Source organism: Halomonas sp. KAO, assembly GCF_015595025.1.
In the GTDB taxonomy this organism is placed as follows: Bacteria; Pseudomonadota; Gammaproteobacteria; order Pseudomonadales; family Halomonadaceae; genus Halomonas.
The window spans coordinates 32536-50465 of record NZ_JADNRL010000037.1; the positions used below are offsets into that span (position 1 = coordinate 32536).

Here is a 17930-nt window from a genome sequence, read left to right on the forward strand (position 1 = left end):
AAGAGCCCAGTGATGAAGCGACTCAATCTGACCTTGGCGGGCCTTCTGGCGCTCTCGGCACAGCCGCTGCTGGCCGACGATGTCCAGAACGACGCCACGCGCGAGTATCTGGTCACCATGGCGCATCCAAACCAGCTCTATGTGATCGACCCCGAGGCCCGTGAGGTCGTTCGCACCTGCGACGTGAAGGGCGACTTCGGTCCCGGCACCCTGCAGCTCTCCCCGGACGAGCGTACCGCCTATGTGCTGCATCACCGCTGGGAAGAGGCGGTTGGCATTGATCTCACCAGCTGTGAGGAGGTGTTTCGCGCCAGCGGTTCAAGCGATAGCATCCGCGCCAAGTCTATTGCCTCGCTGGCGGTGAGCCCCGACGGCAGCCGTCTCTACAGCGTCTGGGACCGGGTGAGATTGGGCCTCGACCATTACGAGGTGCTGGAGCCGCAGTTGGCGGTCTACGATACCGCGTCGGGCCTGGATGCCGAGCCGATCGCCACCTTCCCGGCACCGCGCCAGGTGACCACCATGGCCGCAGCCGAGGATGGCTACCTGTATCTAGCCGGAGCCGATATCTATCGGGTGGATCCGGAGAACGGCGACACTGAAATTGCCATCGCCAACCGAAACTGGGATCGACCCGACTTTAGCCCGCCCGACTCGCTGGCCATATGGAGCATGGGTGAGGTCACCGACGAGTTCCTGCGTGCCTATACGGTGGCGGAGCATCCCGGTGAGGAGAACGAGGCCTGGCACTGGGGCATCAGCCGTGTGGACTTGACCACCGGAGAGACCGAAAACAAGGAGGTTGCTCCCTTCGAGTTCATCATCTTCTCCATGGTCTCGGATCCTCGCGAGCAGGATGTCTTCTACGGTGTCTATACCCAGCTCAGCAAGCTCGACTCACGCACAAGGGAGATCGTCAAAGTGATCGACCTGGATCATACCTACTACAGCATCAACACTTCCTATGATGGTTCACGGATCTATCTAGGTGGCGCCTCCAGTGATATCGCCATCTACGATGACGACTTCAATGACCTGGGGCGTATTGAGCTGCCCGGCGATATGAGCACCGCGACCCTCAAGGTGGCACGCTTCTAGCTTGCCGTTGCGCGAGCCTACTGGCCGGCGCTTGCCAGAGCGACCGGCCCTTTCTACTGGGGCCAGCGCCTTGAATGAAGAGAGTGTCGATGCGTGAGACTGACGCTGCCCGCGATGAGAGGGCACTGTCCTGGAGCTGGCTCTATCGTCCCCTCAAGGCGAGGCGCCTGGCGCTCGCCCGACTGCTGGGGTTGAGCCTGTCGGCGACGCTGATGGCATTGTTGCCGCCGTTGCTGACTCAGCGACTGATCGACCAGGGCTTGATGCAAGGTGATTTCGCCACCGTCGCCACTTACGTGGGTGCCCTGGTAGCGGTGGGGCTCTCTGCCATGGCGCTGCAGGGGCTGACCCGGCTGCAGCACGTGGCGCTCTCCGCTCGACTGCTGTTGTCACTGCGCCGTGCCTTGCTGCGCCATCTACTGCGCCTGGCACCTGCTCGCTGGCAGGCTCGGGGTCGGGGAGATCTGATGAGCCGTCTCGACGGCGACCTCACCATCCTTCAAGGATTCGCCCTGGATAGCCTGCTGGGCGGCCTCTCCAACCTGCTGGGGCTGGTCGGGGCGCTGGCCATGATTGGCCTGTTCAGCCCTGCCTTGATGGCGCTGGTGGCGGTGTTGGTGCCGATCCAGTGGTTCTGGCTGCGCGCTTGGCGCCCAGCGCTGACACGCCGTCAGGAGGCCCTGAGGGCGCAGAGCGGGGATATCTCCGGCTTCTGGCAGGATACCCTGGCACATGGCCCCTGGTTCCAGGGCCAGGCATTGGAGGCTGCACGGCTCAACCGCTTACAGGGGCTTGGCCACGAGCAGCTGCGGCGCCTCTTGGCGGTGCGTCGGGTGGGGTTTCTCAGCGACATGGGGCCCCAGTTGATCCTCGCCCTGGCCCGGGCTGGGGTACTGCTGCTGGGCGGTTATCTGGTGATCCAGGGACGCTTGCAGCTCGGTGAGCTGGTGGCCTTGTTGGCCTATCTGGGCATGGTGATGGCGCCCATCGGCGGTCTGCTCGGTCTCTATGGAGGCTGGCAGCGGGCTCGAGTCAGCGCTTCACGCCTCGCCGAGCTCTTTGCCGAGCCCGCCATGAGCGACCCTTACCAGGGCCAGAGTCCAAACGGCCCGGGGGCATTGCGTCTCGAGGGCGTGCGTTTTCGACATCCGGGGCAGGATACCTGGCTGCTGGACGGGGTCAGCCTTGGTCTCGAGCCGGGACAGAAAGTCCTGATCGAGGGGCCCTCAGGGGCCGGCAAGAGCAGCCTGATACGCATGCTGCTGGGGCTGGAGGCGCGTGAGGCTGGAGTCATCCGGGTCGATGGCGTGCCGCTCGAAGCCCTTTCCCGTCGTCAGTGGCTCAAGCAGGTGGCGTGGGTTGAGCAGTATCCAAGCCTGCTGCGCGGCAGCCTGGCCAGCAATCTGCGTGCCCTGGAACCTCATGCCACGGATGAGGCACTCTGCGAGTCGCTGAGACGGGTCGGCCTGGGTGAGTGGTTGGCCAGCTTGCCGAATGGGCTCGAGACCGAGCTGGGTGATCTGGGCGGCAAGGTCTCCGGCGGCCAGAGGGCACGCCTGGCCTTGGCACGGGCGCTGCTCAAGCGTCCCCGCCTGGTCCTGCTCGACGAGCCTACCGCGGCGCTCGACCCGGCAGCGGCGAGGGCCTTCGACCTCCTGCTCGATGACGTCCTGGGCGACACGACCCGGTTGATCATCAGCCACCAGGGGGAGCGGTTCGGCCACCTCGATGCCCGTTACCGACTGGAGCGGGGGCGCCTGGCCCCCGTGGAGGAGGCGGCATCATGTCGCTAACGCCGACCCTGGGAGTGATTGACAGTGGTGTTCCCCCAGGCGTGTGCCTGGCACGCTTTCACTCACCGAATGGTACGGAGGCCGGGGACCGGCTGGGCCATGGGCGTGCCATCTTCGCCACCTTGGGCCACTATCTGGCGCTATCGCGGCTGGATATCGCGCTTTACAAGCTTTTCGAGAGACGCTTAACCGCCGATGCCGCGAGTCTGGCGGCGGCCTTCGAATGGCATCTCGAGGAGCCTCCGGCTTGGTTGTTGTGTAGTTTGGGATTGGCCCGCCCCGAGGCGCGGCTGCAAACGGCGGTGGCACGCCTCCAGGCAGCCGGCACTCGTATCGTAGCCGCCAGTCCACGCTTCGGGAAAGCGGTTTATCCGGCTGCCTGGCCCGGACCCATCGCAGTCAGCGGGTTGGCGGGATTACCACCGGGTAAACCGCAGAAGGGAGGCGACGGGCGATGGTATGCCTGTGTCTGGGCGGCTCGAGAACCTCGGGGGGCGAGCGGCGTCTTGCAGCCCTGGCAGGTGGGGCCACCGACACTAAGGGCGCCATCACCACTGGGCGGTGCCAGCTTCGCGGCGGCCCACGCCCTGGGTTACTGGCTGGCCGAGTCGGTGACGGCACTGGCGGGAGATGTAGGAGACCTGACAGGGAGAGCCGGCCAGTCGGAGTGATCGGCCCACCAGCGGATGATGGCCGGGGCGGCGGCGCCCGCTTCGGTCAGCAGTGTCTCCACCCGACGGGTATCCTCTACTTTCATCGCCTCGACCAGCGGCGCCAGGGGAACCCCCGCAACAGCCCGAATGCCTAGGGGCTGATCAGGGGTGAAGACCAGGGCTTGTTCGCTCAGGCGGGTGCCGACAATGGCGAGCCCTCGTCGCACGCGTACCCGCGACCAGGGCTCCGGCATATGCAGTGGCAGTAGGTCGGGCCATTGGCAGCGTTCCACCCAGTAGGGCGCCGGTTCGGCGGTTACCGAGTCCCATGAGGCGGCCTGACGATAGAAGTCGCGACCGGCCCGGGCGAAACGAAAGTACTGGGCGTCCTGGCGACGCTGGTGAAAGCGCTCCAGGGTCGCGATGGGCCGGCCCTTGAGCAGGCTATTGAGCACCGGCGCGAGGCCATGAGCCGAAGAGAGGGCATTGAAGACGCCCTGGCCGGAGAGTGGGTCGATGGCCATGGCGGCATCCCCCAGGCGCCATAGGCGCTTCTCCCGGGCCCGGGTGCGCCCCAGCAGGCTGGGGCGCTGATAGTGATGCTGGATGGAGCTGTCGCCCCAGAGCTCGGCCAGCTCGGGCTGGGCGGCCAGCCAGGCGTCTGGTTCCCGACGCGCCCGGCGTAGCGTCTCCTCCGGCAGGGCCAGCTGCAGGTACTGCTGTCCGGCGAGTCGCGACCACCAGGCCCAGCCGCCGCCGGTGAGCGACAGGGCGGCGCTTGCCGGCGAGGGTTGGGTGGCATCGCCGCGCAGGATCCAGGCCGGGGTGGCCCAGGGCGCACCATCGCGTAACTGGCGCCGTGCCGCCGCCCGCCCCCTTGCATCCACGCCCCAGGGGGCGCTGAGGATGCGGCCATCCGCCAGGGTCAGCTGCGCCCGATCGCCGTCACTCGCCAGGGCCGTGATTCGTGCTTCGATCACCGGAATACCGGCTTCGCGCAGGTCCGCCAGCAGGGCGGCATCGAAGACCGGGCGTGGCAACAGCCACTCGGCATTGGGGGCACGCGCCTCGCCGCCCCACATGACCCGTCGTGGCAGGGGACCCACGGCGCAAGCGGCGGCCCGTGTCAGCCCCAGGCCGTGCAAGGCCTGAAGACTGCGTCGGCTGATACCTTCGATGGCGCGATAGTCGCGGATGCGGCCTGCTACCGTCACCCGCCGGCCGGCGCGATGTAGCAACATGGCCAGGGCCGCCCCGGCGGGGCCGCTGCCGGCGATCAGCACCTCACCGGCTGTTTTATCAAGCATCAAAAGAAGCCCCCTACCAGTAACTGGGCATAGAAGAAGGTCTCGTCGCTGAGCAGCCACTCCGTATAGAAGTTGAGCTCGCCCCCGCCCATGTTGGGACGGTCGGTGGTATCCAGGCTATCGAAGTCGTAGCCCATAGTCCGAGCAGCGCCTGGAGGTCGATGTCCAGGGTGGAGTGGCCGAGATCGGGTATCTCGTAGGCTTGTGCCGGCAGGTCAGCGGCCAGCAGCATGTTGCCCAGCGTCATCGTAGGACACTGGAAGTTATTTTTATTGTGCATTGCGGGTATCTTTTGTGGTTCGAAGGAGCCCCGGCAAGGTGCCGGGGCCTGAGTCCTGTCAGACTATCATGACGACCGACTTCTGCTCGGTGTAATGCTCGATCAAGGAGTCGCTGAGCTCGCGACCGATCCCCGACTGCTTGAAGCCGCCGAAGGGCATGCTGGCGTCCAATAGGTTATGACCGTTGACCCAGACGCTGCCGGCCTCGATCTCCGGGATCAGGCGATTGACCGCGGCGAGATCGTTGGACCAGATGCTGGCGGCCAGGCCGTAGGGGGAGTCGTTGGCCATCGATACCAGGTCGTCGAGCTCGCGGAAGGACTGTACTACCACCACTGGGCCGAAGATCTCCTCTTGCACGCAGCGGCTCTCCTGAGCCAGACCGGTGATCACCGTGGGCTCGACGAAGTAACCGTTCTCTCTGCCCTTGCCGCCGCCGGTAACGATGGTGCCGCCGTCGCTGCGGGCCTGGTCGATGTAGTCCAGTACTCGGTGCTGCTGCTTGGCAGAGACCAGTGGCCCCAGTGTGCTGGTGGCTTCCCAGCCTGGTGCCTGGGTCAGACCCCGGGCCTGGTCGGCGAGCTTGGCGACGAAGGCGTCGTGGATCGTTTCGTGCACGTAAATGCGGGAGCCGGCGGTGCAGACCTGGCCCTGGTTGAAGAAGATCGCCTGAGCGGCGCCTGTGGCGGCGGCCTCGATATCGGCATCGGCCAATACCATCACCGGCGACTTGCCGCCCAGCTCCAGGGTGGTGCGGGTCATGTTCTCCATGGCGGCGTGGCCGATCAGCTTGCCCACCGGAGTCGAGCCGGTGAAGGCCACCTTGTTGATGCCTGGATGGCCGGCCAGGGCCGCTCCGGCGGTGTGCCCCAGGCCGGTGACCACGTTGAGGGTGCCGGCGGGCAGGCCCACCTGCTCGGCCAGTTCAGCCAGCAGCAGGGCGCTGAGGGGGGTGTCCTCGGCGGGCTTGAGCACAATGCTGCAGCCCGCGGCGAGTGCCGGGGCCACCTTCCATACCGCCATCAGCAGTGGGAAGTTCCATGGGATGATGGCTCCCACCACGCCGATCGGCTCGCGGCGGGTATAGGCGACGATCTGCTTATCGTCGGGCACGAAGGGCATGGAGGGGGTCATGCTGCGCCCCTCGATTTTGGTGGCCCAGCCGGCGGTATAGCGGATGAAGTCGATGGCCAGAGTCACGTCCATATGCCGCGAGAAGGTCACCGGCTTACCGTTGTCCAGAGTTTCGAGCAGTGCAAAGTCATCGGCGCGGGCCTCCAGGGCGTCGGCGAGATCCAGCAGCAGCTTTTCGCGCAGGGAAGGGCGCGATCGGCGCCAGCTGAGGAAGGCCTCCCGGGCGGCAGTGATCGCGTCGTCGATATCCGCGGCGTCCCCCGCCGGTACACGACTGATCACCTCCGCGGTGGCGGGGTTGTAGACATCCAGGGTGTTGCCGCTCGCGGCGGGTCGCCAGCGGCCCCCAATGAAAAGGTCGTGACTCTTATCCAGCCAGGATTGAATGGTGGGGGAAGGCTGCGTCATGGTTGTGCTCCTGTGGGGCTGATTTATGATTGTTGGCAGACCTGACTAGACAGCATGGGCCTGCTGCTTGGTATAGCAAGTACTATGCCAGCGTTCTGTAACGTAATAATCACAATGAAAACAGTGGGTAGAGGTGCCTCGCGGAGGGTTGGCCGCAGATGATGCGTCGCCGGACACGACGGCTGTCGCATCTTGGGACACCTCGCCCCATGGGGAGACACCTATGTTGACCAAGGCCGCCCTGCGAACTACCGAGGTGATGCGCCAGGCCCATGCCCGGCTACGTCGAGGACAACTGCCGGTGGATCTGCTCGATGCCAGCATCGGTCGCTCCTGGCAGCGCTGCCTGGATCACGGCCTCTCTCCCGGTAGTGTGCCGGAGTTGCTCAGACTCAGTGGTAGCGAACTGCGGGACCGGCGTGACTCACATCGTCGACTGATCACCCTGGCTGAACCCCTGCTCAAGCGGGTTGCCGAGGATCTGCGCGGCTGCCAGCTGTTGCTGGCTGGCCCCGATGCCACCGTGCTCAAGAGCTACGGGAAACGTTTCGTGCTTGACGAACGGCTACACATCGCTCCCGGCATTATTCTGGATGAGCGTTGGTTTGGGACCAATGCACCAGCCCTAGCGGTGATCGAGCGCGCGCCGGTGCTGGTCAAATCCAGCGAGCATTTGATGTTCCCCGAGAATCCGGTTTCTTGTGTGGCGGCACCGCTGCTTGATGTGAGTGGCGACTGCCTGGGGTTGATCGACTTGACCTTCGATGCCGACCATCCTCGTCCAGAGATCTTCCTGCGGCGGGTGCAGCAACTCACTGGTGCCCTGGAGCAGCAGTTGTTTCGTGATCACTACCAGCAGCGCTGGGTGCTTCAGGTGCATGCATCCCTTACCGAGTTGGATGGGGTGGCGTGCGGCCTGGTGGCGATCAACAAGGCCGGCCTGATCCTGGCAGTCGATCCTCAGGCGGCCCAGTGGCTGGGGCGTGATGCTGCGGGCCTGATTGGTGGTCATATCGAGTCGCTCTTGGGTCGTTCCTGGACGGAGCTTCGTCGCCAGTGTGAGACGAACTCGGCGTTGTTGGGGCTGGAGCTGACCGGCGGACAGTTGGTGGGGCGCCTCAATCCGCCTGAGGCCTGGCGGCCGGCGACCCTGGATGGCGAGGTGGGGGGTGGCTTCGGCAACCGTATGCCGATCAAGTCGTCACGGCCCCGTCGGCCGGTGCTGGAGTCGTTGGTGGCCAGCTGGCCGCAGATCTTGGCCCGGGAAGCGCGCAGGGCGTCCCGGGCCCTGGCCGCGGGGCTGCCGGTCCTGCTGCAGGGCGATACCGGCACCGGCAAGGAGCAGCTGGCCCGAGCCTTGCACACCAGTATCGACGAAAAAGCTCCGTTCGTGGCGCTGAACTGCGCGGCCCTGCCGGAGAGCTTGATCGAGGCGGAGCTGTTCGGCTACGGCGAGGGTGCCTTTACCGGCGCCCGCAAGGGGGGCTATGACGGGCGCCTGGTGCAGGCCAACGGCGGGACCCTGTTGCTCGATGAGATCGGTGATATGCCGCTGGCGCTGCAGGCACGCCTGCTTCGGGTACTTCAGGAGCGGGTGGTGACGCCACTGGGTGATCATCGCGAGGTACCCATCGAGTGTCGGGTGATCGCCGCCAGCCATCGCGATCTGGAGGCTCGGGTCGAGGTTGGCGACTTCCGCGAGGATCTCTTCTATCGCCTGGCCGGTGTGGTGGTCGAGCTGCCAGCGCTGAACCAGCAACAGCCGCTGACGGAAACGATTCGCCATCGCTGGGAGGTGCTCTGTCGCGGTCACGGTCGTGACCTGCCCCTGGCGGAGTCGCTCTGCGAGCGGTTGGCCGCCTATGACTGGCCCGGCAACTGGCGCGAGCTCGAGCACTGCCTGGAAGCGGCCTTGGTCGGCGCCGAACCGGAGCTTGATGCCCTGACACTGGATGCGCTGTCGCCGCGCTGGCAGCGCAAGTTGACAGGAGGGGCCCCTTCAGAGGCATTGGCCATGAGGTCATCGGGGACAGCAGGCGGTCCCCAGGAACTTCGAGAATTACAGCAGGCACATATGCAGCGCACCCTGGAGGCTTGTGACGGCAACTATACCGCCGCCGCTCGAGCCCTGGGGGTCAGCCGTTCGACGCTCTATCGGCGCCTGGGACGCTGAGCCATTGGTCGATACTCTCGAGGTTCTCCGTTGAGGCCTCGGGTGCGGCGGTGATGAACATGAGTGTGCATAGGCGCAGCCGGTACTCAAGGAGGAGTGGCTATCCAATGTCACGGTTGAGAAGATTATCCTTATGGTAAGAGTATTGGAACGCCTGAAGTAAGCACCGGCTCGATGCAGAAAACAGCGGCGGCGCCCCGAGGGCGCCGCCGCTTCGTTTTGGTGGCCACTGGCATCAGATTGCCACCTGCAACAGATTGCCACCTTCGACAGCTTTCCACTCGCTCGACTCCCTCCTGCCGACGGTATCAGTTTGCCATGCCCGCCAAGGCTGCGCCGCGACGAATCTCGTGGCGTACGGGGAGCAGGGCCTCGTCATGGACCCAGCCCCGCTCACGATAGTAGCGCAAGGCGCCATCATGGAGAGGGGCGCTTAGGCCCTCCTCGATCATCACCTGGGGCGTCAGCACCCCCAGGGCGGGATGGGTTGCCTTGAAACGGGTGAACGCGCCGAACACCTCGGACACCAGCCGGTAGACCTGGTCGGCGTCGACATCGGCGCGGGTGACCAGCGTTGCCTTGACGCCGAAGGTGTGAACCTCCGGCTGGTCGGGCCCATAGAGGCCAGCGGGGATCGTGGCGTAGCTGAAATAGGGGTAGGCGTTGACCAGCAGGTCGATGGTGTTGCCGCTGACATCGACGATCTCGGCGTTACAGAGACGAATGGCCTGAGCGACCGAGGAGTTGGGGTGCCCCACCGTATAGACCATGGCCTCGATATTGCCATGGCACAGCTCCATGGATTGCTGATCGGCGGGCAGGTCGTGAACCTGGCGGAAGGTGCTGCGGCTCCACCCCCGGGCATCCATCAGCCTGAGCATGGTGCTGCGCTGCCCGGAGCCCGGGTTGCCGATATTGACGGAGCGTCGCTGCAGATCCTCGAAGCTCGCGATGTCGGCATCGCGACGGACCACCAGGGTGAATGGCTCGCTGTGCAGCGAGAATACCGAACGCAGGGCCGTATCGGCGCCGGCCTGGCGGAAACCCTCGATGCCCTGGGTGGCATACTGATGCAGGTCCGACTGGGCGAGAGCGAATGCCAGCTCGCCACGGCGCAGGGCGCGCAGATTGGCGCTGGAACCATCGCTGGGTTGTGCCCGACAGGGCGTGCTGAGGGTTCGACACAGGGCGCGTCCGACCACGTGGTAGACCCCGGCCGGACTGGCGGTGGCGATGGTCAGGGGTGTCTCGGTATCGGCAGGCAGTGAAGCGTGCAGTAGCAGGCTGGCGATACCTATGGCCAACCGTTTGGCGATGCTGTTCATGACTCACCTCGTAGCAGTGAGTCGGCCAGAGGCACACCAGAACCAGTGAGGTGGCGGGGCAATGCCTGTCAGGAGAGGTGTCGCCCGGTATCTGGTCGACAGGCTGTGTTGTTATCTCGATGGTTATCTTGACGGTTATCTCGATTGTTATCCTGGTGTGGCTATCCTGGAGTCGTTGTCTTGGTGTTGTGGTATCGGCCAGGTTGGCCAGGCGGGGCCCGGCCATTTCTCGATCACCAGGGCCGCCTTTCAGGTATAGCAGGACCGGTGAGGCAGGCTGGGGCATTCAACGTAATTCTATCGAATAAGGTTATAGCACCCCCGCCTCGAGTCCCGCGGCCATGGCCATGGCGAGCTCCTCCACCTGGTCGGTGAAGGACTCCTGCCATTCGCCACGCAGGATCAGCGGTTCCTGCGCCCAGCGCCAGCGCAGGCCGGTGGTGATGCTCTCCACGGCGCGGCGCGTGCCGGTGCCATCATGACCGGCGCGGACATAGAGGGCACAGGGCAGCCCCTGGGTCTGTTCGAGGACCTCGTAATAGCTTCTGTCGAAGAAGTCCTTGAGGGCACCGCTCATATAGCCTAGGTTCTCGGTGGTGCCGAGCAGGATGGCATCACAGCCAAGCACGTCCTCGGGACCCGCCTCGAGGGGTGGCTTGACGATGACCTCCAGGCCTTCGATCTCGGGATGACGGGCGCCCTGCTCGGCGGCTTCGCGAAGCCTGCGGGTGTTGGGTGAGGGGGCATGGGCAACGATCAGCAGACGCTTGGGCATGTTGACAGCTCCTCGTTTGTTTCCCAGGCTACGTTGACGTTCGTCTGTCTTCAATCAGGAGGATTACCGATGGCATTCGCCCTGTCGACCCTGCGCCTCTCCAGTCCCGCCTTCGAGGACGGAGGCGCCATTCCTGCCAAGCATACGGGAGAGGGTGATGATCTCTCGCCAGCGCTGGCCTGGCAGGATGCCCCCGAAGGCACCAAGGGTTTCGCGCTGATCTGCCACGATCCGGATGCCCCCCTGGTGCAGAACGGTACCTACGGCTTCGTGCACTGGGTGCTCTACAATATTCCCGCGTCCACCACCAGCCTGGAGGAAGCGACCAGCGTCGGGACGCGTGGCAAGAACGACTTCGGCAAGCTGGGCTATGGTGGCCCCATGCCGCCGGAGGGGCACGATACCCATCGCTACTACTTCTGGGTGATGGCGCTGGACAAGCCCACCGACGACCTGCCCGAAGGGATCTCCCTGCGGGATCTGCTGCTCAAGGTCGAGCCGCATCTGCTCGGCATGAACCGCCTGGTGGGCACCTACCGGCGCGGCTGATCCCGACCCTGCAAGTGTTCCGACCCTGCCAGCAGCCTGACCCTGCAGTAGCTGGCCCTGGAGTAGCTGGCCCTGGAGTAGCTGGCCCTGGAGTAGAGAGACGAGCGCCCCGGCATCATGTGATGCCGGGGCGCTCTGCCATGGGGCTTGGAAAAAGGCGCGGGTTATTCGCTTAGTGCCTCGAGCAGTACCTTGGCGACGGGCTCCGAGGAGGGCGGATTCTGGCCGGTAATCAGGCGGCCGTCGCGGCAGGTGTAGGGCGCGAAGTCGTCCGCCTTGGAGTAGTCCGCTCCGGCGGCCTTGAGGGCGTCTTCCACCAGATGCGGTACCACCTCGGTCAGACCCACGGCGTCCTCTTCACCGTTGGTGAAGCCGGTGACGCGGCGGCCACGGACGAGTGGCTGACCCTCGGTGTCGCGCGCATGAAGCAGGACGATGGGGGCGTGGCACACCGTCGCCACCGGCTTCTGCTGGGCCCAGAAGGTCTCGATCAGGCGGATGGAGTCGGGGTTGTCCACCAGGTCCCAGAGCGGACCGTGACCACCGGGGTAGAAGATGGCGTCGAAGTCGTCGGCGCTGACCTCGGACAGGCGCCGAGTCGTGGCCAGCTGCTGCTGGGCCTCGGGGTCTTGCTTGAAGCGCCGCGTGGCGTCGGTCTGGCTCTCCTCGGCATCGCTCTTGGGGTCCAGCGGCGGCTGGCCACCGGCGGGGGAGGCCAGCACCACCTCGGCGCCGGCATCGAGGCAGGCGTAGTAGGGCGCCGCCAGCTCCTCCAGCCAGAAGCCGGTGGGCACGCCGGTGTCGCCCAGTTGGTCGTGAGAGGTAAGGACCATCAGGATGCGTTGGCTCATGAAAATCTCCGTGTCAGTGGTGCTGCTTGTCTGGAGTGTCGAGGCCAGTGTGACGCAACAGGTGGTCACAGGGGAATTGAAGTTTGCCTATGGCCGGCATGCAGGCTCTCCATTGCCGTCGGCGATGTGCTCGATGACATGGCGCGGCTGCCAGCATCGCCTTTACGCCCCCAGCGCAAGCCTACCTTGCTTTATATCCCGTACCGTATCTTGTTAATCGCCACGGCAAACCGTGGTAAACGAATTTTTCACGTAGGTTATCGCTTACATTTTCGGCGAAAAGTATTCGGCTGCCCAAGAAACACTAGAGAATTGCAGCTATCATGGAGCCCATATTCGGCCATGCAGAAGGGCAGGCGGTATGCCAGAGATAGCCACCGTGTTCGATAAACATAACTTGCCCTGCCCACTCCAGCGGTTTTCAAAGGAGAGCCGCTTGCAGAGTGAAGGATTCGCCATGTTGAACACTAGAGGGGCATTGCCATGCTGGTCGTAGGAGCCCGGTTTATCGTGCGATCGGCTGCTTTTGACCCAAAGTGGTCATGCTGGCAAAGGCAGCATGCGCGTTTATTGGTGTTATATAGCCACGTCAACGAAAATACATCGAAAAATCAATGGATTGATGTGGAGGGATAAGAATGTTGAACGCGCGCGCTCGTTCAAGTCAATAAACGAGCGCGCTCTCTAATACCTGTTACATTTCAAATTAAGAACACTGTAAGGATATCGTTATGTCAGACCATGTATTAATTGCCTTAGCAAAGAGAAAGCCATTCGCAGCCACTCCTGAAATGCCGGAGGGGTGCAGCTACGACTACGGCAGAGGTCTTTGGACGAAAGCAAATGATGTTTTAGTGTCGCATGGCTCTGAATTCGGCGTACAGGTCACCAAGAAATGCGACGTTGAAACTGGCGAGGATCAAAAAGGAGAATGAGTAAGTTCTGTCTGGTTCTTTGTAGCAAGTATGATTTTTCCGTTGATCTTGTAATCCAAGAGTTAGAGAAAAAGGGTGTCGATTATATCCGGCTGAACAAGGAGGAGCTGTCTGACTATTTTATAAATATTGACCCCGTGAAGAAAGTTTTAACAGTGAAGGGGTACGGGATAAATAGAGAGGTATCGAATGTCACCTCAGTATGGTTTAGACAGCCAGTTTTTATAAGAAATACTCCCGCACACGCGCTTGCTTTAGAAGAACAGCTTTCTAGATCTCAGTGGGCAGCTTTTTTAAGAGGCCTCATTGTGTTCGAAGATGCTATATGGATGAATTGGCCAGCCAGTACTTATTCTGCTGAATCAAAACCATATCAGTTGATGTTGGCTTCAAGGGTAGGTTTTAAAGTACCAGAAACAATGATTGGTAATGATTCAAACCATTTCGAAAAATTTGATGCCGATATAATCGTAAAGTCTCTAGATACTGTGCTTTTACGTGAAGGTGAAGACTGTTTGTTTACATACACATCGAGTATTACTAGCAAAGAGTTAAACGAAAAGAATACAAAGATAGCTCCATTAACGGTACAGGAATACGTCTACCCGAAAACTGATATCAGGGTTACTGTTATTGGAGAAAAAGTACATGCAGTCAGAATAACATCGGCTGGAAGCGGTATCGATGAAGACTGGAGACTACTCAAAAAAGAAGAAATTGAGTATACGGATGTCAAATTGCCGCCTGTTATCGTTGAGTATTGTCGAAAGATCGTCAGTGAAATGGGTTTAAAATTTGGAGCGATCGACCTGATAGAAAGCAATGAAAGTTACTATTTCATCGAAATTAATCCTACCGGTGAGTGGGGGTGGCTTTCGACTGAGAAGCGGCCAATTGAAAAAGATATTGCGAATATGTTGGCTGGATAGATCTCATGCGTTTTATTCATCTAGTCCAAGAAATATTGCCATTCCTTCATTTAAAAGGAATATATGAGAGAAAGCTACGGGACACAAACAAGGTATTAGACGATAGGTATTCCTATTACTTTCAGCTTGAAGAAGAGACTGTATCCAGTCGCCTCAAAGAAGAGCATCAGAGGTCACAAAAAATAGATGATAAAACCTCGAAATTCACATTGGGATTGAGTGTCTGCTTAACCGTTCTGGGTGTTGCCGCAACGGTGGTAGCAAAACTGCTACCGGCTCATGAGTTAAAACCGCTAGTTGTTATGTTTCTCAGTATATGTTCACTATATATGCTTAAAGGGGGTGTTATCTCTTTGGGAGCATTTAAACTAATGCCAACATATGGTTATGGAACTCTTTACGAGTATCGGAAAGCAAATAATGGCACATCTGAAATAGTTAAGGCGTTAATAGGCCAAGAGAACATGAACTTGGTTAAGCAAGTTGGAAATCAAGTTGCCTACATGTGCATTAGAAATGGATTCGTAATGCTTTTGTTTTCGTTACTTCTACTCTCAGCGATATTAACTCATAATGCGTATTTGAATACGTATCAGACAAAAGAAACAACAGAAACTATTTCGAATGACAAGGGATTCGACGTGGTAATCAAATGTAACAAGTCGATGCATTTCGTTTCGCCCCTTCGGGGCTACACCGGACTGTCGCTGCGTTGCAGCGTCAGCCGATGATCGAGGCGTTAAGCCTCAATACGAAGAGATAAGAACCTTAATGAAATATATAGCTCCCCAAATTTCTCTAGATGCATTTCATTGCCCATTGTGTGGCACATATTCACACATGGATTGGTCGTGGCTATCCACACATGATAGGGGCTCAGATTATCTTGAAGCAATGTGCTCCCACTGCAAAAAAGCGAGTCTTTGGCGAGCAACACAGACGAAACAATCTCAGTTCTATTCGAAGGCGACTGAAGGGGAAATGTTATTTCCAGATTTTGGTTTGGCGCCATTGCCAGAACAAGATATGCCAGACGATGTTGCTAGAGATTATCTTGAAGCGGCTAGAATATTCTCAAAATCTCCTCGCGGAGCTGCTGCACTCTTAAGGTTGGGGCTTCAGAAGCTTTGCAAACACCTTGGCGAGAAAGGAAAGAATATTAATGATGATATTAGGGCTCTTGCTGATAAAAATACAGTTCCTCCACTTGTCGTAAAAGTCGCTGATACGGTCCGTATTACTGGAAATAATGCTGTCCATCCTGGCGAAATGTCTGATGAAGACTTCGATCATGTTGCCGAAAAAATGTTCGAATTAATTAATTTTATTGTTAAAAAAGGGATAACTGAGCCTAAGGAGCTAGAGGCGCTCTATGCTCTCACGCCTGAAGGACCAAGAAAAAGTGCAGAAGCTAGAGATGGTCAGTCTAAAAAGGCTTAACAAGCGCATGTTGCCGGACTGGTTTTCCGCTGCGCTCCAAACCAGCCGCAAATGCGGGCGTTATGTATCGTCCGCTCCTGAAGTCTAGTCGTGAGGTAAGTTGGTGAACCCTGAGGCAATCGAGCAATTCATACATTATGGTTCAGTCGTACTTCAGTTTGTCGGTGCGACATCTGTGCTAGGGGTAATTGGTTTTGTTACTGCCTACTATGCTTTCCCACCTAATCTGTCGATAGAAGAAGTCAAAGACAAGACGAAACACAACTACGAGTCCCGACTCGTCATAAAAAACATCGGAAAACTGCCTGCTTTCAATGTCATTGTTGATGTCAGCAGAATGAACCTTGTGATGGGAGGCATCTCGATGTCAGATCTGAACACAACCGATTGTGGAGTGCCGATTAAAAAGCTTGCATCAGGGGAGAAAACAGAACTCCCTGCTGTGCCGCACGTTGGAATGCCGGTTGGCTCTAGCCTTCAGAACTGTGAGTATCAGATGACGTTGAAGTATAAGTTTTGCTTACCGTTCTACAGGACAGTTTTAAAGAAAGTATGGCATGTCGAATTACGCAACTCGGGGGACGACTTCACATGGCAGACAGCCATGCGTTAATACATAACCAAAAGGTCAACCGGACGCCAAAAGCTTATCGCTTTTGGTTCCCTCTACTGCGCTCCGGCGCCGGTTACCATCAGCGTTAATCAGCTATGGCTGAACGTCCGCTTATTGCCGATATCAGCCATATCGGTCACCATGATGAAGGCTTGGCCAATCACTTCCCAAAGACTGACCATCGCCCACCCAAAGAGGTAACCAGGCCATGCAGTTGGTAGAGTTCAAGACGCACCAGTCGCCGGAGATTCAGGCGCTGTTTTCCCGCACCTTTTCCGCTGCCGAGGGACCGGCAGAGGGCGAGCATGTTGCGGGCCTGGTGCGCAAGCTGATGGTCGATAGTGCCCCTGAGGATGTCCTGGGCTTCGTGGCCATGGAACAGGGCCGGATCGTGGCCGGGATCTTCTTCTCGCGGCTGACGTTTGATCCCCCGATCACGGCCTTCCTGCTGTCGCCGGTGGCCGTGCACCCCGACCTCCAGGGCCGGGGCATCGCGCAGCGCCTGATCCGCTTCGGTCTCGAGCGGCTGAAGGCGATAGGCGCGACGCGAATCTTTACCTATGGAGATCCGGCCTACTATTCGCGGGTCGGCCTTACGCCTGCGCCCCTGGAGACGGCGCCCTTCAGGCTCTCCCAGCCCGAAGGCTGGCTCGGTCAGGCGCTGGATGGAGGCGAGGTAACGGCCTCGGCGGGTGCACCGCGCTGCGTCGCGGCGTTCGACGACCCTGCTTACTGGTAAGGTATGTGGTAAGGAGTGCCATGCTGCGGCCTTCGCGCGTTCGATGAGGCCCTGGGGCCGAGTGAGCCGCCGCAGCGGGCCAGTTCACAAAGGAGAATTTCGATGTCCGAGCTTCCACTGCTCAAGGTCTACTACGATGCCATCTGCCCGCGCTGCCGCAAGGATCGCGCCCGCTACGAGCAGTGGGCGGGAGAGGCCGGCGATCGGGTGGTGTGGTGCGATGTGACCGAGCATCAGCAGATGCTCCGCGACAAGGGCGTCGATCCTCAGGCGGCGCTGCTCTCGCTGCATGTGGAAGAGGAGGGCGGGGACATCGTGGAAGGGATCGACGCCTATATCCTGTTGATGCGGCGGGTGCCGCGCCTCGGGCCGCTGGCGTGGCTGATCGGCCTGCCGGGGCTCAAGCCGTTGCTGCGCCGCCTCTACGATGCCTGGGTCAGGCGGCGCCTGGCGAAGCAGGGGCGCCTGCCCTGAGTCCCGCTGGCGTCAAACCTCGCCGTTGAGGGTGACGATCAGGCGTCGTGATCCACCGTGGTCGCGGTGTTCGCCGAGCCAGATGCCCTGCCAGGTGCCCAGCGCCAGGCCACCGTCGCGCACCGCCAGGGTCAGCTGGGTGCCCAACAGGCTGGCGATGACGTGGGCCGGCATATCGTCCGGCCCCTCCAGGGTGTGGCGGAAGTAGGGCAGGTCACCCGGGACCAGCCGGCGCAGGAAGGCATCCATGTCGTGGCGCACATCGGGGTCGGCATTCTCGTTGAGGGTCAGCGAGGCCGAGGTGTGCTGCAGCTGCAGGTGCAGCAACCCCGCCCGGCAGTGGGCCAGCTCCGGCACGGCCTCGACGATGCGCTCCGTGATCAGATGGAACCCCCGCGCCAGGGCGGGAAGACGGATCTCCTGCTGGTGCCACATGGTCTCGTGCTCCTTGTT

At 60.6% G+C, this 17930-nt stretch carries 18 protein-coding genes; 11 read left to right on the forward strand and 7 right to left on the reverse strand.

The window, feature by feature from the left end:
- Nucleotides 1-12: 12 nt before the first annotated feature.
- Both peaD and IOC61_RS16135 read left to right on the forward strand, forming a co-directional pair.
- Nucleotides 13-1098, forward strand: a complete 1086-nt coding sequence (peaD, locus tag IOC61_RS16130) for a quinohemoprotein amine dehydrogenase subunit beta (RefSeq protein WP_229333206.1) — start codon at nt 13-15, stop codon at nt 1096-1098.
- 89 nt (nt 1099-1187) lie between these two features.
- Nucleotides 1188-2891 (forward strand): ATP-binding cassette domain-containing protein, encoded by a 1704-nt coding sequence (locus IOC61_RS16135; protein WP_195689757.1) that lies wholly within the window; start codon nt 1188-1190, stop codon nt 2889-2891.
- Between the two features lie 592 nt (nt 2892-3483).
- Here the strand turns inward: IOC61_RS16135 and IOC61_RS16140 are convergent.
- The 3 genes from IOC61_RS16140 to IOC61_RS16150 all read right to left on the reverse strand — a co-directional run bounded on the left by IOC61_RS16140 (nt 3484) and on the right by IOC61_RS16150 (nt 6674).
- On the reverse strand, nt 3484-4851 hold the full coding sequence (locus IOC61_RS16140; protein ID WP_195689758.1) for an FAD-dependent oxidoreductase: 1368 nt from the start codon (nt 4849-4851) through the stop codon (nt 3484-3486).
- Complete coding sequence (locus IOC61_RS16145; RefSeq protein WP_195689759.1) at nt 4851-4988, reverse strand: hypothetical protein; 138 nt, start codon at nt 4986-4988, stop codon at nt 4851-4853. The genes IOC61_RS16140 and IOC61_RS16145 overlap by 1 nt, the downstream gene beginning before the upstream one ends.
- A 201-nt stretch (nt 4989-5189) precedes the next feature.
- On the reverse strand, nt 5190-6674 hold the full coding sequence (locus tag IOC61_RS16150; protein ID WP_195689760.1) for an aldehyde dehydrogenase family protein: 1485 nt from the start codon (nt 6672-6674) through the stop codon (nt 5190-5192).
- A 223-nt stretch (nt 6675-6897) separates the two neighbouring features.
- Between IOC61_RS16150 and IOC61_RS16155 the strand changes: the two genes are divergently transcribed.
- Nucleotides 6898-8847, forward strand: coding sequence for a sigma-54-dependent Fis family transcriptional regulator (locus IOC61_RS16155; protein WP_195689761.1), 1950 nt, complete (start codon nt 6898-6900; stop codon nt 8845-8847).
- Nucleotides 8848-9155: 308 nt separating this feature from the next.
- Here the strand turns inward: IOC61_RS16155 and IOC61_RS16160 are convergent, their stop codons facing one another.
- The gene (locus IOC61_RS16160) at nt 9156-10172 is read right to left on the reverse strand and encodes a TAXI family TRAP transporter solute-binding subunit (RefSeq protein WP_195689762.1); all 1017 of its coding nucleotides are present in this window, start codon (nt 10170-10172) and stop codon (nt 9156-9158) included.
- A 310-nt stretch (nt 10173-10482) separates the two neighbouring features.
- On the reverse strand, nt 10483-10947 hold the full coding sequence (locus IOC61_RS16165; RefSeq protein WP_195689763.1) for a flavodoxin family protein: 465 nt from the start codon (nt 10945-10947) through the stop codon (nt 10483-10485).
- A 69-nt stretch (nt 10948-11016) separates the two neighbouring features.
- On the opposite strand from IOC61_RS16165, the gene IOC61_RS16170 reads away from it, so the two are divergent.
- Nucleotides 11017-11496: a YbhB/YbcL family Raf kinase inhibitor-like protein gene (locus IOC61_RS16170; protein ID WP_195689764.1), complete on the forward strand. Its 480-nt coding sequence runs from the start codon at nt 11017-11019 to the stop codon at nt 11494-11496.
- 164 nt (nt 11497-11660) lie between these two features.
- Here IOC61_RS16170 and IOC61_RS16175 read toward each other — a convergent pair whose 3' ends face one another.
- A complete protein-coding gene (locus tag IOC61_RS16175) occupies nt 11661-12347 on the reverse strand; it encodes a type 1 glutamine amidotransferase domain-containing protein (protein WP_195689765.1) in 687 nt (228 codons plus the stop codon).
- A gap of 731 nt (nt 12348-13078) precedes the next feature.
- Here IOC61_RS16175 and IOC61_RS16180 point away from each other — a divergent pair.
- From IOC61_RS16180 to IOC61_RS16210, 7 genes are all read left to right on the forward strand, one after another.
- A complete protein-coding gene (locus tag IOC61_RS16180; protein ID WP_195689766.1) occupies nt 13079-13282 on the forward strand; it encodes a hypothetical protein in 204 nt (67 codons plus the stop codon).
- Nucleotides 13279-14211, forward strand: coding sequence for a RimK-like protein (locus tag IOC61_RS16185; protein WP_195689767.1), 933 nt, complete (start codon nt 13279-13281; stop codon nt 14209-14211). Before IOC61_RS16180 ends, IOC61_RS16185 begins: the two co-directional genes overlap by 4 nt.
- A 5-nt stretch (nt 14212-14216) precedes the next feature.
- The gene (locus tag IOC61_RS16190) at nt 14217-14942 is read left to right on the forward strand and encodes a hypothetical protein (protein WP_195689768.1); all 726 of its coding nucleotides are present in this window, start codon (nt 14217-14219) and stop codon (nt 14940-14942) included.
- Nucleotides 14943-14982: 40 nt separating this feature from the next.
- The gene (locus tag IOC61_RS16195; protein WP_195689769.1) at nt 14983-15651 is read left to right on the forward strand and encodes a DUF4145 domain-containing protein; all 669 of its coding nucleotides are present in this window, start codon (nt 14983-14985) and stop codon (nt 15649-15651) included.
- A gap of 103 nt (nt 15652-15754) precedes the next feature.
- A complete protein-coding gene (locus IOC61_RS16200) occupies nt 15755-16264 on the forward strand; it encodes a hypothetical protein (protein WP_195689770.1) in 510 nt (169 codons plus the stop codon).
- 208 nt (nt 16265-16472) lie between these two features.
- Nucleotides 16473-17003, forward strand: a complete 531-nt coding sequence (locus IOC61_RS16205) for a GNAT family N-acetyltransferase (RefSeq protein ID WP_195689771.1) — start codon at nt 16473-16475, stop codon at nt 17001-17003.
- Nucleotides 17004-17105: 102 nt separating this feature from the next.
- Nucleotides 17106-17477: a thiol-disulfide oxidoreductase DCC family protein gene (locus tag IOC61_RS16210; RefSeq protein WP_195689772.1), complete on the forward strand. Its 372-nt coding sequence runs from the start codon at nt 17106-17108 to the stop codon at nt 17475-17477.
- A 12-nt stretch (nt 17478-17489) separates the two neighbouring features.
- Here the strand turns inward: IOC61_RS16210 and IOC61_RS16215 are convergent, their stop codons facing one another.
- Nucleotides 17490-17912 carry a secondary thiamine-phosphate synthase enzyme YjbQ gene (locus tag IOC61_RS16215; protein ID WP_195689773.1) on the reverse strand — a complete coding sequence of 141 codons (423 nt, stop codon included), beginning with the start codon at nt 17910-17912 and terminating at the stop codon, nt 17490-17492.
- Between the last annotated feature and the right edge of the window lie 18 nt (nt 17913-17930).

What these genes read in the sequence shown, in the direction of transcription:
- peaD (WP_229333206.1), top strand. Translation starts at nt 13, where the DNA reads ATGAAGCGACTCAATCTGACCTTGGCGGGCCTTCTGGCGCTCTCGGCA.
- IOC61_RS16135 (WP_195689757.1), top strand. Translation starts at nt 1,188, where the DNA reads ATGCGTGAGACTGACGCTGCCCGCGATGAGAGGGCACTGTCCTGGAGC.
- IOC61_RS16140 (WP_195689758.1), bottom strand. Translation starts at nt 4,851, where the DNA reads ATGCTTGATAAAACAGCCGGTGAGGTGCTGATCGCCGGCAGCGGCCCC.
- IOC61_RS16145 (WP_195689759.1), bottom strand. Translation starts at nt 4,988, where the DNA reads ATGGGCTACGACTTCGATAGCCTGGATACCACCGACCGTCCCAACATG.
- IOC61_RS16150 (WP_195689760.1), bottom strand. Translation starts at nt 6,674, where the DNA reads ATGACGCAGCCTTCCCCCACCATTCAATCCTGGCTGGATAAGAGTCAC.
- IOC61_RS16155 (WP_195689761.1), top strand. Translation starts at nt 6,898, where the DNA reads ATGTTGACCAAGGCCGCCCTGCGAACTACCGAGGTGATGCGCCAGGCC.
- IOC61_RS16160 (WP_195689762.1), bottom strand. Translation starts at nt 10,172, where the DNA reads ATGAACAGCATCGCCAAACGGTTGGCCATAGGTATCGCCAGCCTGCTA.
- IOC61_RS16165 (WP_195689763.1), bottom strand. Translation starts at nt 10,947, where the DNA reads ATGCCCAAGCGTCTGCTGATCGTTGCCCATGCCCCCTCACCCAACACC.
- IOC61_RS16170 (WP_195689764.1), top strand. Translation starts at nt 11,017, where the DNA reads ATGGCATTCGCCCTGTCGACCCTGCGCCTCTCCAGTCCCGCCTTCGAG.
- IOC61_RS16175 (WP_195689765.1), bottom strand. Translation starts at nt 12,347, where the DNA reads ATGAGCCAACGCATCCTGATGGTCCTTACCTCTCACGACCAACTGGGC.
- IOC61_RS16180 (WP_195689766.1), top strand. Translation starts at nt 13,079, where the DNA reads ATGTCAGACCATGTATTAATTGCCTTAGCAAAGAGAAAGCCATTCGCA.
- IOC61_RS16185 (WP_195689767.1), top strand. Translation starts at nt 13,279, where the DNA reads ATGAGTAAGTTCTGTCTGGTTCTTTGTAGCAAGTATGATTTTTCCGTT.
- IOC61_RS16190 (WP_195689768.1), top strand. Translation starts at nt 14,217, where the DNA reads ATGCGTTTTATTCATCTAGTCCAAGAAATATTGCCATTCCTTCATTTA.
- IOC61_RS16195 (WP_195689769.1), top strand. Translation starts at nt 14,983, where the DNA reads ATGAAATATATAGCTCCCCAAATTTCTCTAGATGCATTTCATTGCCCA.
- IOC61_RS16205 (WP_195689771.1), top strand. Translation starts at nt 16,473, where the DNA reads ATGCAGTTGGTAGAGTTCAAGACGCACCAGTCGCCGGAGATTCAGGCG.
- IOC61_RS16210 (WP_195689772.1), top strand. Translation starts at nt 17,106, where the DNA reads ATGTCCGAGCTTCCACTGCTCAAGGTCTACTACGATGCCATCTGCCCG.
- IOC61_RS16215 (WP_195689773.1), bottom strand. Translation starts at nt 17,912, where the DNA reads ATGTGGCACCAGCAGGAGATCCGTCTTCCCGCCCTGGCGCGGGGGTTC.